The sequence below is a fragment of the Delftia sp. WY8 genome (genome assembly GCF_018437695.1).
Taxonomy (GTDB): domain Bacteria; phylum Pseudomonadota; class Gammaproteobacteria; order Burkholderiales; family Burkholderiaceae_C; genus Comamonas; species Comamonas tsuruhatensis.
Map to the genome: position 1 here is coordinate 4141132 of NZ_CP049795.1, position 16766 is coordinate 4157897.

The 16766-nt window shown below is 67.3% G+C and carries 14 protein-coding genes; 5 read left to right on the top strand and 9 right to left on the bottom strand.

Annotation, left to right across the window (positions count from 1 at the left end; all coding sequences use genetic code 11):
* Positions 1-81 precede the first annotated feature (81 nt).
* Genes G4D77_RS19100 through G4D77_RS19110 form a run of 3 tightly spaced genes read left to right on the top strand, consistent with a single transcriptional unit; the run spans position 82 to position 3742 of the window.
* Entirely contained in the window at positions 82-1110 is a 1029-nt protein-coding gene (locus G4D77_RS19100) for a branched-chain amino acid ABC transporter permease (protein WP_012202505.1), read from the top strand.
* Entirely contained in the window at positions 1107-2999 is a 1893-nt protein-coding gene (locus G4D77_RS19105) for a branched-chain amino acid ABC transporter ATP-binding protein/permease (protein WP_126313025.1), read from the top strand. The genes G4D77_RS19100 and G4D77_RS19105 overlap by 4 nt, the downstream gene beginning before the upstream one ends.
* On the top strand, positions 2996-3742 hold the full coding sequence (locus G4D77_RS19110) for an ABC transporter ATP-binding protein (RefSeq protein WP_099751709.1): 747 nt from the start codon (positions 2996-2998) through the stop codon (positions 3740-3742). The genes G4D77_RS19105 and G4D77_RS19110 overlap by 4 nt, the downstream gene beginning before the upstream one ends.
* A gap of 100 nt (positions 3743-3842) precedes the next feature.
* Here the strand turns inward: G4D77_RS19110 and G4D77_RS30900 are convergent, their stop codons facing one another.
* The 5 genes from G4D77_RS30900 to G4D77_RS19135 form a co-directional block, all read right to left on the bottom strand.
* Positions 3843-5033 (bottom strand): hypothetical protein, encoded by a 1191-nt coding sequence (locus tag G4D77_RS30900; protein WP_227740887.1) that lies wholly within the window; start codon positions 5031-5033, stop codon positions 3843-3845.
* 652 nt (positions 5034-5685) lie between these two features.
* On the bottom strand, positions 5686-6657 hold the full coding sequence (locus G4D77_RS19120) for a Bug family tripartite tricarboxylate transporter substrate binding protein (protein ID WP_154833303.1): 972 nt from the start codon (positions 6655-6657) through the stop codon (positions 5686-5688).
* 104 nt (positions 6658-6761) lie between these two features.
* Positions 6762-7028: a DUF2783 domain-containing protein gene (locus tag G4D77_RS19125; protein WP_013800326.1), complete on the bottom strand. Its 267-nt coding sequence runs from the start codon at positions 7026-7028 to the stop codon at positions 6762-6764.
* Positions 7029-7059: 31 nt separating this feature from the next.
* Entirely contained in the window at positions 7060-8751 is a 1692-nt protein-coding gene (locus G4D77_RS19130) for an FAD-dependent oxidoreductase (RefSeq protein WP_034368449.1), read from the bottom strand.
* A 134-nt stretch (positions 8752-8885) separates the two neighbouring features.
* The gene (locus tag G4D77_RS19135; protein ID WP_043790848.1) at positions 8886-9851 is read right to left on the bottom strand and encodes an MBL fold metallo-hydrolase; all 966 of its coding nucleotides are present in this window, start codon (positions 9849-9851) and stop codon (positions 8886-8888) included.
* A 149-nt stretch (positions 9852-10000) separates the two neighbouring features.
* Here G4D77_RS19135 and G4D77_RS19140 point away from each other — a divergent pair, with 149 nt between their 5' ends.
* Positions 10001-10819, top strand: a complete 819-nt coding sequence (locus tag G4D77_RS19140) for an IclR family transcriptional regulator (RefSeq protein ID WP_376753368.1) — start codon at positions 10001-10003, stop codon at positions 10817-10819.
* A gap of 19 nt (positions 10820-10838) precedes the next feature.
* Here G4D77_RS19140 and G4D77_RS19145 read toward each other — a convergent pair whose 3' ends face one another.
* Entirely contained in the window at positions 10839-12671 is a 1833-nt protein-coding gene (locus G4D77_RS19145) for a methyl-accepting chemotaxis protein (RefSeq protein WP_043790849.1), read from the bottom strand.
* Positions 12672-12978: 307 nt separating this feature from the next.
* Between G4D77_RS19145 and G4D77_RS19150 the strand changes: the two genes are divergently transcribed.
* Complete coding sequence (locus tag G4D77_RS19150) at positions 12979-13812, top strand: GNAT family N-acetyltransferase (protein WP_016454717.1); 834 nt, start codon at positions 12979-12981, stop codon at positions 13810-13812.
* Positions 13813-14066: 254 nt separating this feature from the next.
* Here the strand turns inward: G4D77_RS19150 and G4D77_RS19155 are convergent, their stop codons facing one another.
* The 3 genes from G4D77_RS19155 to G4D77_RS19165 form a co-directional block, all read right to left on the bottom strand.
* Entirely contained in the window at positions 14067-14534 is a 468-nt protein-coding gene (locus G4D77_RS19155; protein WP_016449274.1) for a CoA-binding protein, read from the bottom strand.
* Positions 14535-14562: 28 nt separating this feature from the next.
* Positions 14563-15834 carry a Na+/H+ antiporter NhaA gene (gene nhaA / locus G4D77_RS19160; RefSeq protein ID WP_074923347.1) on the bottom strand — a complete coding sequence of 424 codons (1272 nt, stop codon included), beginning with the start codon at positions 15832-15834 and terminating at the stop codon, positions 14563-14565.
* Between the two features lie 236 nt (positions 15835-16070).
* Positions 16071-16604, bottom strand: coding sequence for a hypothetical protein (locus G4D77_RS19165; RefSeq protein ID WP_016449276.1), 534 nt, complete (start codon positions 16602-16604; stop codon positions 16071-16073).
* Between the last annotated feature and the right edge of the window lie 162 nt (positions 16605-16766).

The following is a 16766-nucleotide window of genomic DNA, read 5'->3' on the forward strand; positions in this document are numbered from 1 at the left end:
CTGCAGGTCTGAGGCCGCAGCGGCTGCCGCGCCTGGTGGCGGCCGCTGTGGCGCTTGGCCGCGTCTGCTCGAAAGTCGATCATGGATCTGCAAATCGCCCTGCTGCTGGGGCAGGACGGCATCGTCAACGGCGCCGTCTACGGCCTGATGGCGCTGGCCCTGGTGCTGGTGTTCTCGGTCACCCGCATCATCTTCATCCCGCAGGGGGAGTTCGTCGCCTTCGGCGCGCTCACCCTGGCCATGATGCAGGCCGGACGCGTGCCCACCACGCTGTGGCTGCTGCTGGCCCTGGCCGCCGCCGTGCTGGTGGTGGACCTGCTGCGCTGGCGCGCGGGCAGCCAGGTGAGCTGGCCCGCCACCTTCCTGTGGTGCCTGGCGCTGCCGGCCATTGCCGTGGCCCTGGCCTGGGGGCTGCGCCCGTCCTCGCTGATGCTGCAGGCGCTGGCCACCCTGGTGCTGATCACGCCCATGGGGCCGCTGCTGTACCGCCTGGCCTACCGGCCGCTGGCCCATGCCTCGGTGCTGATGCTGCTCATCGTCTCGGTGGCCATGCACGGCGTGCTGGTCGGCCTGGGGCTGCTGTTCTTCGGTGCCGAAGGCTCGCGCACCCCCGCGTTTTCCGAGGCGCAGCTGCGCCTGGGCGACATCACGATCTCGGGCCAGTCCCTGGTGGTGGTGGGCGTGACCCTGGTGCTGGTGGCCCTGCTGTTCGTGTTCTTCGAGCGCTCCATGATCGGCAAGGCGCTGCGCGCCACGGCCATCAACCGCGTGGGTGCACGCCTCATGGGCATTCCCACGGCCATGGCCGGCGACGTGAGCTTTGCGCTGGCCGCGCTGATCGGCGCCATCTCGGGCCTGCTGATCGCGCCGCTGACCACGGTGTACTACGACACCGGCTTTCTGATCGGCCTCAAGGGCTTCGTGGCCGCCATCGTGGGCGGGCTGGCCAGCTACCCGCTGGCCCTGGCCGGCGCGCTGCTGGTCGGGCTGCTGGAGGCCTTCTCGTCGTTCTGGGCCAGTGCCTACAAGGAGGTGCTGGTGTTCACGCTGATCATCCCGGTGCTGTGGTGGCGATCGCGCAATAGCCACCATGTGGAGGAAGAAGAATGAGCGCCCCCGTTTCCTCGCAGGCCGCGGCGCCTGCCAAGGCCGCCTCGGGCGGCATCAGCACGCGCGTGCTCACGGTGGCCGCCATTGCGCTGCTGGCCGCGTCCTGGGGCTTCCTGCCCGATTTCACCGTCGTCATCCTCAGCTACATCGGCCTGTTCGCCATGGTGGCGGCAGGCCTGGTGATGCTGACCGGCGTGGGCGGCATGACCTCGTTCGGCCAGGCGGCCTTCGTGGGCATCGGCGCCTATGCCACGGCCTGGGTCTGCACGGCGCCGGCCTCGGTGGCGGCGCTGGGCGGGCTGGTGGGCGCGGCGGGCCTGCCCTGGGTGGGCCTGGCGCTGGGCCTGCTCATCACCTTCGTCGTGGCCTGGCTGCTGGGCGCGGTCACGGTCAAGCTGCAGGGCCACTACCTGCCGCTGTGCACCATCGCCTGGGGGCTGAGCCTGTACTACCTGTTCGGCAACATGGAATTCCTGGGCGGGCAGACCGGCATCACGGGCATTGCGCCGCTGGTGATCGGTGGCGTCTCGCTGGCCTCGCCGCGCGCCATGGGCGTGGTGATCTGGGCCGTGCTGCTGGTGGCGCTGTGGCTGCTGCACAACCTGCTGGACTCGCGCGAGGGCCGGGCCATCCGCGCGCTGCGCGGCGGCCGTGTCATGGCCGAGTCCATGGGCATCGACACGGCGCACTACCGCGTCAAGCTCTTCGTGTTGGCGGCCCTGCTGGCCACGCTCTCGGGCTGGCTCTACGCCCACATGCAGCGCTTCGTGAGCCCGGCGCCCTTCAACCTGAACGTGGGCATCGAGTACCTGTTCATGGCCGTGGTCGGCGGCGCCGGCCACCTGTGGGGCGCGGTGCTGGGCGCCACGCTGATCACGCTGATCAAGCAAAAGCTGCAGGACATATTGCCGGCCCTGCTGGGCACCAGCGGCAACTTCGAGGTCATCGTCTTCGGCCTGCTGATGGTGCTGGTGTTGCAGCGCTTTGCAGAAGGCCTGTGGCCCACGCTGCAGGCGCTCACGGCGCGCTGGGTGCGCCGACCCGTGTCTGATCTGAAGCTGGCGGACGCTGCGCCGCTGGCGCAGCGCGCGCTGCCCGCGGCGGGCCAGGTGCTGCTGGCGGCCGAGCATGTGACCAAGCGCTTCGGCGGCCTGGTGGCCAACAACGATGTGGCCATGACGCTCAAGGCCGGCGAGGTGCATGCGCTGATCGGCCCCAACGGCGCGGGCAAGAGCACCTTCTTCAACATGATCTCGGGCGTGGACTCGCCCACCGAGGGCCAGGTGCGCTTCATGGACCAGGCCATGAACGATGCGCCCTCGCGCCGCTTCGCCGCCCTGGGCCTGGGCCGCACCTTCCAGCATGTGCGCCTGCTGGGCCAGCGCAGCGTGCTGGAGAACGTGGCCGTGGGTGCGCACCGGCGTGCGCACCGGGGCTGGCTGGCCTCCATGCTGCGCCTGGACCGGGCCGAGGAGGCCTCGGTGCTGGCCGAGGCGCGCCGCCAGATCGAGCGCTGCGGCCTGGGCGCCTTCGCCGATGTGCCGGCCGCCTCGCTGGCCCTGGGCCAGCAGCGCATCGTGGAGATCGCACGCGCCCTGGCCGGACAGCCTGCGGCCCTGCTGCTGGACGAGCCGGCAGCCGGCCTGCGCCACCTGGAAAAACAGGCCCTGGCCGACCTGCTGCGCCAGCTGCGCGCCGAGGGGCTGGGCATTCTCGTCGTGGAGCACGACATGGAGTTCGTCATGAATCTTGCGGACCGCATCACGGTGCTGGAGTTCGGCACCGTGATCGCCGAAGGCACGCCGGCCCAGATCCAGGTCAACCAGCGCGTGCTGGACGCCTACCTGGGCGGCGGCGACGACGACGAGGCAACCGGAGAGACGGCATGAGCGACACCCTTTTGCAGCTCAAGGGCCTGAGCGTGTCCTACGGTCCCGTGGAGGCCGTGCACCAGGTGGATCTGGATGTGCGCAGCGGCGAGATCGTCACCGTCATCGGCCCCAACGGCGCGGGCAAGACCACGCTGCTGTCGGCCGCCATGGGCCTGCTGCCCTCGCGCGGCGAGATCCATCTGGACGGCAAGCGCATCGCACGCCCCGGCGTCGAGGTCATGGTGGCCAACGGCGTGGCCCTGGTGCCCGAAAAGCGCGAGCTGTTCGGCGAGATGTCGGTGGAGGACAACCTGCTGCTGGGCGGCTTCTCGCGCTGGCGCCGGGGCCTGCGCGACCAGGCGCAGCGCATGGACGAGGTCTTCGCCATCTTTCCGCGCCTGAGGGAGCGGCGCCCGCAGATGGCCTCCACCCTGTCGGGCGGCGAGCGCCAGATGCTGGCCATCGGCCGCGCGCTGATGGCACGCCCGCGCCTGCTGCTGCTGGACGAGCCCTCGCTGGGCCTGGCGCCGCTGATCGTGCGCGAGGTGCTGCAGGTCGTGGCCGGCCTGCGCGACCACGGCGTCTCGGTGCTGCTGGTCGAGCAGAACGCGCGCGCCGCCCTCAAGGTGGCCGACCGTGCCTACGTGCTGGAGATGGGCGCCGTGGCGCTCAGCGGCGCGGCCAGGGAGCTGCTGCACGACCGGCGCATCATCGATACCTATCTGGGGATGGGGCGCAGTGCGGAGGCGGTGGCCGCATAAGTGAGTGGAGTGAGCGCTGTTGTCTGGTTCTGGTGACTGTGGTTGTGGTCGTGACATACAGGCATGCCGCCAAGTCATCCAATTCAATCCACCGCCAGCATCAGCGCTTCATCTCATCCAGATAATCCTGCCTTGCCTTGTTGATGCTTTGGGCGACGCTGTTGCCTGGATAGTCTTTGATGTATCCCGAAATATAAAACAAGTATCTTTTGCGGGCGATGGGGTCTATGTGGTTCAAGAATTTTTCGTCCCGAAATGCGGACTGCAGCGCCAGCATTTCCCTGGGGTCAGCCATCCTTGTTTGAATGAGATTTTCAAGCGTTTTATGAAAAATCGCTTCGTCAGGAGCATACGCCTTGAGGGATTTCAGCCAATCCTCATATCTGAAGACATCTGAAAATCCCAGTTCATGGATACCACCACCCAATTCCGGTTTGGCGCCGTTTACCATGTCGAAAATGGCATTCCTCTCGGCAGCGGAGATGCTGTTGGGCAGTTCAAGGTTGCTGCCTAGATTGCCCAGCAGTACATCACGGCCATATTTATTTCCTGATTCCAGAACTTCCTTGATGATACTTGCAGGGGCATCCGCCGAGATTGAAAGCATATGGGCCAATTCGCCGTAATACTCGTTTGCGGTCAGGGTTTTATCGTCGAAGGAATTTTTCAGACGAGCACGAGTGTCAGGGAAATTTCCCTCCCTGGAGTAGCTGAAAACTGCTTGTTTCTTTTTTTCGAGAAGTTCCTCCATGCTGATCGATGCAGTGCCTTGCGCCGTTGAGGATGGCGCCCTGTGTTCGCTTGCCAGCATACCCGTCTGCGGATTGATGGGCTCCGATGAGTTGGTATCTAGGTAGACATATAAGCCTATTGCCGAGGCAGTGGTGATCAAGACTGCCACTAATATGATCATATTATTGTTCGAAGACATATCTACCAATTTCTTTGTTGAAGGTTTGCATGCACATTGGCCGGAGCAATGATTCTGTTCCACGCGATTTGATAGCTCGTTTGTCATCGCAATACGCTGCCTGAAATTTCCTTGCCATGCCGGGAGATTTTTCCAGAGATTGGGCTTTTGAGATGATTTTCCCTTGCGATTTATACTTTGCAATCCCGAATTGCTCTTGAAAAATTCTAAGAAAACGCAGAATTTGAAGTGAGAAGGGTGTTTTAATTTTTCTCTGTTATTTTCTGGGAAAGGTGTATTGGAAGTTTTTTGGGGGATGTATGGAATACGGCTGAATCTGAAAATGAGGACGCAGCCTATAAGAATATTCTGATATTTCACAGGATTTGCTCGGATAAATCCGTGAGTGGCGTTATGAACGCTGCCTTGGCAAGAGCACCGCCACAGGTAGGCAAATGCACGCCCTGGTTGACAGGGAGGTGTGTGAAAAGGAGGGTTGTCGCCCGTTATCTGATGGGGACGGATTTCCGGAGCCTGGGCGAGAGGGCGAGTTGTGCAAGTCGTCAATGCCACGCGCTGGTGTATGCGCTCGGCCGTCTAATTTGGAAATGGTCCATGGGCTGAACCCTAGGCACATCTGTCAATCCATGGCAAGACCGAAACAGGTTGCGGTTCCCAAAGGCGCACCGGAGACGCCATTCGACCTGAGATCCAGGTAGAGGACCGCTGCCTATGACCATGAACGCCATGCGCTGGTGATCCGAAGGCTTGGGAACCAGGGGCGGGCCGGGCGGTCCTGCGCCCGCAAGCTTGGAAAGGTAAAGGCTTGCCAGGTAGAGCCGTCTGGGAGGTGTGGTGGATTTGCTGAACGGGGCTTTGCCACTGTGGATGTCTTGCCTGGAGCGCACGGGAATTCCCAGCAAGGCGGCATCTGTCCCCTGGATTTGCTGGAAGTGCCGACCATCGGCGCAAGGGCCTGCTGAGGTCGGGCACTTTCATGGAGTCATCGCCGCTCGGGGCGGCGAGGGCTCGCTCAGTCCAGCTTGATGTTGTTGGTCGCGATCACCCGGCCCCACTTGCCGCGCTCGGCGCGCACGAACTGGCCCATCTGCTCGGCGCTGCCGGGCATGGGCTCCACGCCCATGGCGGCCAGGCGTGCCTTGGTGCGGGTGTCGGCCAGGGCCTGCTGCAGCGACTGGCTGAACTTCTTGACCACCTCGGCCGAGCTGCCCGTGGGCACGACGATGCCCTGCCAGGCATAGCCCTCGAAACCTTTCAGACCCTGCTCCTGCAGCGTGGCGACCTGGGGCAGCACGTCCACGCGCGCAGGGCTGGCCACGCCGATGGCCTTGAGCTTTTTCTCGCTCAGGAAGGGAATGATGGTGGCGCTGTCGGCCCACATGGCGGGAATCTGGCCGCCGACCACGTCCTGCACGGCAGGGGCCGCTCCGCGGTAGGGCACATGGGTCATGTTGGTGAGGCCCGCCTGCTCCCGGAACAGCTCGCCCACCAGGTGGTGGGGGCTGCCCAGGCCGGCCGAGCCCCAGCTCACGCCGGTCTTTTGCTGTTTGGCCCAGGCCAGGAATTCGGCGAGGTTGGTGGCGGGCACCTCGTTGTTGACCACCAGCAGCATGGGAAAGCGCACCAGCATGCCCACGGGCTTGAAGTCGCGCTCGGCGTTGTAGTTGAGCTTGCTGAACAGGAAGGGGTTGGCCGCCAGCGTGGCGAAGTCGGCCGTGAACATGAGGTTGCCGTGGTCGCGCGAGCGGGCGCTGTACTCGGCCGCGATGTTGGTGCCTGCGCCGGGCTTGTTGTTGATGACGATGACCCGCTCCAGGTTGCGGCCCATGGCCTCGGCGATGACGCGGGCGACCACGTCCGAGCCGCCGCCGGCCGCATAGCCGACGACCCATTCCAGGGGCTTGTCCTGTGCCAGGGCGGCAGGCCCTGCGGCCAGGGCCAGGCCCGAGCAGGCCAGTGCGGCCAGAAACTGCTTGCGTTGCATCCTTGTCTCCATGTTGTATGCGGCGCCCTTGTGAGATGTCCAAGGTGTGAGGCGGGCGCCTTTGTGGGGATGGCAGGCCGCCGCGCGGGCGGCGGCGCGCGGCTTCAGGCGGCCGCGTGCACCGGGGCGACCGGTGTCACGGCGCCGCGCTCGGCGGGGTCCGCGCCGGCAGGGGCAAGTCCTGCGCTGGCGCGGGCCAGTTCGAGCGCATGCAGCAAGGTGCCCTGGTGGCCGATGTGGTTGGCTAGCAGCAGCACGAGGCGGGCATTGAGGGCATGGCTTTGCGCGGTGTCGAGCCCCTGGTGGGTGGCGATCAGGGCTTCGTAGAAATCGTCGCAGGCCTGCAGGTTGGGGTGGGTGGACAGCAGCATGGCGGTCTCCTGTGGATGGGGCGTAAGAGGTTCAGGCCGTGGCGGCGGCGCCGCAGGCTCTTTGGAGAGCGGCGCGCACGCCGGCCTCGTCGGGGCGGCGCCAGCGCGCGCAGACATGCTGGTCGGGCCGCAGCAGGTAGCTGGTGCCGGGGCGCGCATCCAGGCGTCTGGCCGCCAGGCCGCGCGCATCGATGAGGTCGGCGTCTGGTGCATGGGCCTCGCCCTCTGTCGCGATGGACAGGTTGAGCACGCCGGGCAGCGCCTGCGCCCAGGCCGGCGTGGGGCCGAAGTGCAGCAGCGTGAAGTCCGGGCCCAGGGCGCGCAGCAGCCAGGCCGTGCCGTCCACGCCGGGCCGGCGCATGGGCGCATCGGCCAGCACGGCGCCGGGCAATTGGGTGCCGTCGAAGGTGTCGGTGTCGGGCGTGTTGAGCGCCGAGCCATGCAGCGTGGCCGGCACGGACAGCCGCCCGCTGTTGACGATGCGGCGCGCGAATTCATGGTCGCGTGCCAGGTCGAGCACGGCGTCGCGGAACAGGCGGCTGATCTCGCTCTTGGGCGTGATGAAGTCGGTGGCGCGCGTGGAGTTGCGGATGTTCTCGTCGGCCGCGTATTCGCGCTCGGCGCCATAGGTGGCGATCAGCGATGCATCGGCCTGGCCGCGCAGCACGCGGTCCAGCTTCCAGGCCAGGTTCTCGGCATCCTGCACGCCGCTGTTGGCGCCGCGTGCGCCAAACGGCGAGACGCCGTGGGCGCTGTCGCCCGCAAAGACCACGCGGCCATGGACGAAGCGGTCCATGCGCAGGCAGGCGAAGGTGTAGACGCTGGCCCATTCCAGCTCGAAGGGCGCGTCCTTGCCCAGCAGGGCGCGGATGCGGGGAATGATGTTCTCGGGCTTTTTCTCTTCCTCGGGATCGGCGTCCCAGCCCAGCTGGAAGTCGATGCGCCAGACATCGTCGGGCTGGCGGTGCAGCAGCACGCTCTGGCCCGGGTGGAAGGGCGGGTCGAACCAGAACCAGCGCTCGGTGGGGAATTCGGCATGCATCTTCACGTCGGCGATCAGGAAGCGGTCGCGGAAGATGCGGCCATGGCTTTCCTGGCCCAGCAGGCCGCGCAGCGGCGAGCGCGAGCCGTCGCAGGCCAGGACCCATTGCGCATCGATGCGGTAGCTGCCGTCGGGCGTCTCCACGGTCAGCAGGGCGCCCTCGGCCTGCGGTTCGAGTGCCGTGACCTTGCTGTGCCAGCGTAGGTCGATCAGCGGCAGCTGCAGGGCTCGCTCGACCAGGTAGGCCTCGGCGTAGTACTGCTGCAGGTTGATGAAGGCCGGGCGCTCGTGGCCGTCCTCGGGCAGCAGGTCGAAGCGGTACAGCGGCTGGTCCTTGAAGAAGACCTTGCCCAGGTTCCAGGACACGCCCTTGTCCACCATCGCCTGGCCCACGCCCAGGCGGTCCCAGATCTCCAGCGTGCGCTTGGAAAAGCAGATGGCGCGCGAGCCCGTGGACAGCCGGCAGTCGTTGTCCAGCAGCACCACGCGCTGGCCGCGCTGGGCCAGGTCGATGGCCAGCGACAGGCCTACGGGGCCGGCGCCGACGATGACCACGGGATGCCGGGCGGGCGTGTCCGCACCGGCGTCCTGGTCGGCATGGCGCTCGTAGGGGATGTGGATGGCCTGTATGTCTGCGCCGCTGCCGCGCAGCGCTTGCAAGGAGATGGCGGGGTGGGACATGGGGTTCGTCCTCTGTCGTGGGCGTATGAGAGAGAAAAGGCGCAGCCATCCCCGCCGGCATCAGGGAATGCCGGTGCGCGGGCGGGTGCGATGGGCAGGCGTGCCGGTGCTCAGGACCGGCACGCCGCCGTGGTTCAGCCTTCGAGCGCTTCCCACATCTGGCGGTCGCGCTCGGCGGTCCAGATGCGCGGGTCGGCATGGCCCGAGGCCTCGTCGTAGGCGCGGGTCACATCGAAGGGCATGCAGTGGTTGAAGATCACCCACTGGCCGTACTTGGGCTGCAGCTTGGCGAAGGCGGCCTCGTAGACCTTGCGCAGGTCCTGCTGGGCGTCGGCGCCGGCCTTGACCTCGGTCCACAGGTCGCTGATGAAGTCGCGCGTGCCGGCCAGGCCGGCCTGCACCTCGGCCGGCGTCTGCAGCGCGGCGCCCCGGCCGGGCACCAGCTTTTCGGGCTGCAGGGCGGCGATGGCGTCCAGCGTGTGCGGCCAGTCCTGGAAGTAGGCATCGCCCGCATAGGGCGTGGCGCCGAACTCCACCAGGTCGCCGCTGAACAGCACCTTGTCCTGGGGCAGCCAGACCACGGTGTCGCCCTTGGTGTGGCCGCGGCCCAGCTGCAGGATCTGCACTTCCAGCTTGCCCAGCCACAGCGTCATCTTGCCGGTGAAGGTCAGGGTGGGCCAGGTCATGCCGTCGGGCACGCTTTCCACGTTCTGGAACAGGCGCGGGAAGCGGCCGATCTCGCTGGCCTTGTCCTGCTCGCCGCGCTCCACGATCAGGTCATAGGTGTCCTGGCTGGCAATGATGTGCTCGGCGCCTTCCGCGAAGAAGGCCGAGGCGCCCAGCACGCGCACCGCGTGGTAGTGCGACAGCGTGACGTACTTGATGGGCTTGTCGGTGATCTCGCGGATGCGGCGGATCACGTCCTGCGCCATGACGGGCGTGGCCTGGGTGTCGATCACCATCACGGCGTCGTCGCCAATGATGATGCCGGTGTTGGGGTCGCCCTCGGCCGTGTAGGCGTAGGCGTGCTCGGAGAGCTTGTCGAAGCTGACCTGCTTGATTTCGAGGTCGGCGGCGGAGGCAAAGGTCTTGGTGGTCATGGGCATCCTGCTTTTGAAATGGACAAACGCATTTGTTTTTATCGAATGCCTGAATGCTAGGGAAAAATTCAACATTGAACAATTCGTTTGGCATAGTGAAAAACCCTCGGAGCCGCAAACTCCGGGTTCCAGCCTTCACAATGCCTGCCATGTCCGATGCCGCCTCTTCCCCGAACAGCCCCGTCTTCCTTCCTGACAGCAGCGATGACGAGCCCGCGCGCGGCCCGCGCGGCATCCAGAGCGTGGAAGTCGGCGGCCAGTTGCTCAAGGCACTGGCACGCACGGGCCGGCGCATGGCGCTCAAGGATCTGGCGCGCGAGGCCGAGATGACGGCGGCCAAGGCCCACCCCTACCTGGTGAGCTTTTGCAAACTGGGCCTGATGGAGCAGGACCGCGCCAGCGGCCACTACGGCCTGGGGCCGCTGGCCATACAGATGGGGCTGATCAGCCTGCAGCAGGCCGATCCCGTGCGCCTGGCGATCGCCGAGCTGCCCGCGCTGGCGCAGGAGGTGGGCAGCACGGTGTCGATTGCCATGTGGAGCGGCCAGGGGCCGACCATCATCCGCGTGGAAGAGGGGCCCACCCATGTCTATGTGGCCATGCGCCACGGCACGCCCGCATCGCTGCGCCACACGGCCACGGGCAAGATCTTTGCGGCCTTTGGCGAGCCCGGGCGCATTGCGCCCCTGCTGGACGCGGAAGGCCACAGCCTGGAGGAGCCCGCCTTTGCAAAGGAGCTGGCCGTCATCCGCGCCAGCCGCCTGAGCCGGGTCGAGAACCAGCTGCTGTCAGGCGTGAGCGCGCTGGCCGTGCCGGTGTTCGACGGCTTTGGTCAGCTGGTGCTGGCCATTGCCGCCATCGGCCCCTCGGCCACGCTGGACCTGGACCCCCAGGGCCGGCCGGCCCGGCTGCTGCAGGCCCAGGCGCGCAGCCTGTCCCAACGCCTGGGAGCGCCGGCCCAGGCCTGAGCCCGTCGCTTGCGGCGGCTCAGTTGGTGAGCAGCAGCTGATCCCGGGCAGGCGCACGCCCTTCCAGCGTGAAGCCGGCCACCGTGCGCGACAGGTGGTGGGCCTGTTCGTTGAGCACGGACGATGCGGCGGTGGACTCCTCCACCAGCGCGGCGTTCTGCTGCGTGGCGCGGTCCATGTCGGCCACGGCCTGGTTGATCTGGCCGATGCCCACGCTCTGCTCGGTCATGGCGCCGTTGATCTCGACAATGATCTGGGAGACGCGCTGGATGCCGTCCACGATCTCGCCCATGGTCTGGCCGGCCGCGCGCACGCGCTCCGTGCCCATGGCCACGCTGGCGCCGGAGGCGTCGATCAGGGTCTTGATCTCCTTGGCGGCCGCCGCGCTGCGGTGGGCCAGGCTGCGCACCTCCGAGGCCACCACGGCAAAGCCCCGGCCCTGCTCACCGGCGCGGGCGGCCTCGACGGCGGCATTGAGCGCCAGGATGTTGGTCTGGAAGGCGATGGCGTCGATGACGCCGATGATCTCGCCGATCTTGGACGAGGCCCGGGAGATGTCGTCCATGGTGCTCACGGCGCTGCCCACCACGTCGCCACCCTTGGTGGCCGAGCTGCTGGCCGACTGGGCCAGGCGCGTGGCCATGGCGGCCGCCTCGGCCGACTGGCGCACATTGGCCGTCAGCTGCGACAGCGAGGCCGAGGTCTCCTGCAGGCTGCTGGCCGAGGATTCGGTGCGGTTGGACAGGTCCAGGTTGCCCAGCTTGATCTCGTCGGTGGCGGTCTTCATGGACTCCACGCCGTTGCGCACATCCTTGAGCACGGTGCCGATCTGCTCGACGAAGCCGTTGAAGGACGAGGCGATCTGCGCCACTTCGTCATTGCCCGACACCGGCAGGCGCTGCGTCAGGTCGCCGCCGCCCGAGCCGATCTTGTCCATGGCGTCGCGCACCTGGGACAGGCGTCGGAAGGACTGGGCCGTCAGCGCCGCCGCCACGGCCGTGGCCAGGCAGGCCAGCAGCACGATGGCGATGGCCAGCGTCTTGAGCACGCTTTGCAGGCCGGTCGTGGCCTCGGCCTTGTCCAGCGCGACCACCAGCAGCCAGTCCGTGCCCTGCACCGGGCGGGCCTTGAGCAGCTTGGCGCTGCCGCCCAGGTTCACTTCCAGCGGCGCCGTGGCGCTGGCAAGCGCAGTCAGCGCGGCCGGCGTCAGCAGCTCGGAGATGTCGGAGGTGGGCTTGAGCAGCAGCTTGGCATCGGCATGCGCCAGCACCTGGCCGTCACGGCTGACCACGAAGCCCAGGCTGCCGGGCGTGGGGCGGATGGCGGAGACCACCTCGCGCACGCCCTCCAGCGGCACGGCGCCGCTGATCACGCCCTGCAGCGCGCCGCCGCGCAGCATGGGCGCCACGAAGGCCACATAGGGCACGCCCGTGGTGGAGTCGCCATAGGGCTTGGTCAGGGCCAGCTTGCCGGCCTGTACGGCGCTCTTGTACCAGGGGCGGGCCGTGGGGTCGTAGTCGGGCGGAGTGCTGGTGGTGGACTTGTAGGTCTTGTCTTCCCAGCCCACCGTGGTGATGGGAAAGCCGCTGGCCTGGCCCATGTGGGCGGCAAAGCCCTGCGGGTCGCCGTGCTCGATCACGGCGGCGGCGGCGCTGACGGCGCGTGCCTTGGAGGCCACCCACTGGTCGATGGCCATGGTGTTGCCGGCGGTGATGGCGTCCAGGTCCTGTTCAATGGTCTGGAAAGTGCTGCCGCGAACGATGTGGTACGTGGCAGCCCCCGTGATGGCAAGGGCGCCGACCACGGTGGCTGTGCTGATGGCAAGGATCTTGGAGCGAAGGGTCTGGAGCATGGCGCGGCAAGGGAAGACTGAGGACTCCGCAAGCCGCAATGGCCGGGCATGCGGCCCTGTCATTAACGCACAATTTGTTTCATTTTTGACGACATGCCAACCCTGTGGTGGCGTGCACCAACTTGCGCGCAGCACCTGTCATAGAGGCATTTGCTGCAGTGCACCATTGCAGTGCGGTGTGACATGTTGCTGTAACGCAACCGTCGCGGGACTTTCATGGCCGCTTTCCACAATGGCGGCACGCAGGCAAACCGAGTGGCACAGGCAGGTCACCGACTGCGTCCAACATGACGAGGAAGGCGGGCATATGGACGTTCTGGACACCCTTCGCAACGCGGCGATCGACGTCGCCAAGCCCCCGCTTTCCGCGCTTCTCCAGCCACCCCAGGCCGCGGACAAACCGCTGCGGCTGGATGTGCGCTGGGCCCGCCATCTCGACGAGGTGCGCCAGGTGCAGCGCCTGCGCCACGCGGTGTTCGCCGCCGAGATGGGCGCCGTGCTGCAGACGCCGCTGGCCGGGCACGACATCGACGCCTTCGACGATTTCTGCGAGCACCTCATGGTCTGCGATGCCGACAAGGGCGTGGTCATCGGCACCTACCGCCTGCTCACTCCCACCCAGGCGCTGCGCGCCGGGGGCCTGTACTCCGACCAGGAATTCGACCTGGGCCCGCTCGCCGCCTGGCGCCCGCGCATGGTGGAGCTGGGCCGCAGCTGCGTGCACGCATCGCACCGCCAGGGCGGCGTGATCCTGGCGCTGTGGGGCGCGCTGGCCGAATTCATGCAGCGCAACCGGCTCGACGCCATGGTCGGCTGCGCCAGCATCCCCATGCAGTACCCGGGGCTGGCCCATGGCGAGGGCCCGGCGCGCGTCTGGCAGCAACTGCGCCAGACCCATCTGGCCGAGCCCGAGCTGCAGGTGCGTCCCCGCGTGGCCCTGCCCGAGGAGTTGGCATCCGTCAGCACCAGCGGCATGAGCGTGGAGCCGCCTGCGCTGATCCAGGGCTACCTGCGCACGGGGGCCAAGGTGCTGGGCGCGCCGGCCTGGGACAGCGACTTCAACACGGCCGACCTGCCCATCATGATGCGCATGCAGGACCTGCCTTCGCGCTACCTGCGCCTGTTCACGCGGCGCGGCTGAGGCCGTCGCAGCGTTTTGGGGAAATTGGGAATTTTCGGAAAGAGAGGGCGGAGCCGGCTTCTTGTGCAATGGGCCGGACCGTGATGTGCATCACAGGGCTGTCACAAAGACCGTGCATGATGCTGGATGTGGGCTGAAGCAGACACCCGGACGGAGGCAGGTAACCTGCACCGGACTGACCGGGCCTTGGTCCACGCCAATTGCAGGCCGCAGCCTCTTCGGGGCTGCGGCCTTTTTCATGGGCAATTCCTGAGTTACCGGGCAGTGGGCGGGGCATCGGCCAGAAGGCGCTGGTATTCGATCTTCACGCAGCGGTCCTGCACGGTCCACAGGCCCGCAGCGCGGGCCAGTTCCAGGGCCTTGTCGTTGACCACGCCCAATTGCAGCCACAGGCAGCGCGCGCCGACGGCAACGGCCTCGGCGGCCAGCGGCGGGATGTCCTCGCTCTTTCGGAAGCAATCGACCATGTCGATGCGCAGGCCCTGTGCGTCCAGCGCGGCCGCAGCGTCGGCCAGGCTGGCATGGACGGGCTCGCCCAGGATGCTTCCGCCTTCGCGTGCCACCACGGGGTTCACGGGAACGATGCGGTAGCCGTGGCGCTGCATGTACTGCGAGGCCTGGTGGCTGGGCCGCTCGGGCTGCGGCGACAGGCCGACCACGGCCAGGGTGCGGCACTGCACGAGGATGTCGCGCAGGCGGGAGTCTGTTGCTGTATCGCTCATGCGCCGCAGTGTACGCAGCGCCTGCCGTTCAGGCGGGCAGGGCTGTCGCGTCCGCAGCATGGCGCCGGCGCAGCACCATCCCCCAGCCCAGCCCCAGCACGGCGGCCGTGGCCGAGGCCAACAGCACGCCCAGCTTGGCGGCATTGAGCAGGGCCTCGCTGTCAAAGGCCAGCGTGGCGATGAAGATGGCCATGGTGAAGCCAATGCCTGCCAGCAGGCCTGCCAGCAGCGTGTCGCCCCAGCCCATGCCCGGCGGCAGCGCGCACAGCCGCAGGCGCACGGCCAGCCAGCAGCTGAGCAGCACGCCCAGCGGCTTGCCCAGCACCAGGGCCAGGGCCACGCCCCACATCACGGCCGAGGTGCCCGCCGCATCGATGCCAGCGGTGCCCGCCCCCTGCAGCGGCACGCCGGCATTGGCCAGCGCAAACAACGGCATCACGCCAAAGGCCACCCAGGGATGCAGGTCCGCCTGCACGCGCTCCACGGGCGCGGCGCTTTCGCGGCCGGCCAGCGCATGCACGGGCGTCACCAGGCCCAGCACCACGCCGGCCAGCGTCGGATGGGCGCCGGTCTGCCAGATGCCCCACCAGAGCACGGCGCCCGGCAGCACATAAGCCCAGGCGCGGCGCACGCCCAGCGACTGCAGCAGGAACACGCCGGCCAGGCCGGCGGCGGCCACCAGCAGCTGGCTCCATTGCAGCCCGCCCGAATAGAACAGCGCAATGATGAGCACGGCCACCAGGTCGTCGATGATGGCCAGCGCCAGCAGGAACACGCGCAGCGCGGGCGGCAGGCCCCGGCCCAGCAGGGCCAGCACGCCCATGGCAAAGGCGATGTCGGTGGCCGTGGGCACGGCCCAGCCATTGCGCAGCGGCGGCGCGGCGTTGAAGGCCAGGAAGATCAGGGCCGGCGCCACAACGCCGCCCAGCGCGGCCATCACGGGCAGCAGCGCCTGGCGCGGCCGGGCCAGTGCGCCGGAATGCATCTCGCGGCGTATCTCCATGCCGACCACGAGAAAGAACACGCTCATCAGCGCATCATTGACCCAGAAATGCAGGGGTTGCGACAGCTGCCACGGGCCCAGGCCCAGGCTCAGCGGGGTGTGCCACAGCGCCTCGTAGGAGCCGGCCCAGCCGGAGTTCGCCCAGACCAGGGCGGCGGCCGCTGCCAGCAGCAGCACGATGCCGCCCGCAGCCTCGGCATGGGACCAGCGGGACAGGAAGGCGCCGACGCGATCGGCGAAAGACAGGAAAAGGGGCGTGCGCGGGCCGGACGGCCGCGGGGTCGTGTAGGTGTTCATGTGCAAAGCAGCAAAGGGGCCTTGCGGCCCCGGTGCGCAGGCGGCCCGACCTGCGCTATCAACACCTGTCCTGCCGCCCCATGCGGTCTGGACACCCAGCCGCCATTATAAAAGAAGCCCCCACGCCCCCTTTGCTGCGCAAGGTCCGCTGCCCCCCGAGGGGGCCGCTTTTTGCCTTGGGGCGGCCCGGCGGCAAAAAATCGGCGGCCGGGACTCTTGCGCAAGACCCTGCGGATTCAGGGCCTGGGCGGCTCATTGCGCGAGACGCATTCGGCCAGCAGCCCCAGCGAGGACAGCGCAATCATGAAGACCAGGAACACATAGGCCGCCGTAGCCACGCCCAGGCTCATGCTGAAGCCCCATTGCAGCACCGAGCAGGCCATGCCGGTCTGCGGATACATGGCCGTGCATTGCGATGCGGCCGGCATGTGCACGTACCAGGTGATGGCCACCAGCATGGCGCCCGCCACCATGGCGGCGTTGGCCCAGGGATGGGTCTGCGGGTGGTAGAGCGCATAGATCAGTGCCACGGGAACGGCCAGGCCCCAGGCGAACATCATCAGCCAGCTGAACACCGGCGAGACCGCCAGGATGGATTGCAGCCACTCCATCTTGGGCAACCCGTTGACGAAGCCCAGCAGATCCCACACAAAGGGCAGGACGATCCCCGCCACAGCCAGGCTGGCCAGTCCCAGCGCCAGCAGCAATCCCTTGCCGCGTGAACGATGGTGCACCCCCGAAGGGTGCGAATGGGTGATCAGTGCATGCATGGCCCACCTCCTGTGTCGTGCAGGGCGGGCAGTTGCCGCGCGGGCGGGTCCGGAGTCGGGCGGCAGCCGCGGCGCCTAGCGTTCGGATTGCGGTATTCCCCGGATGGATCCAGTCTAGGACGGCGTGCACTGCAACAGATGTAGGTCTTGCACCTACCCAAA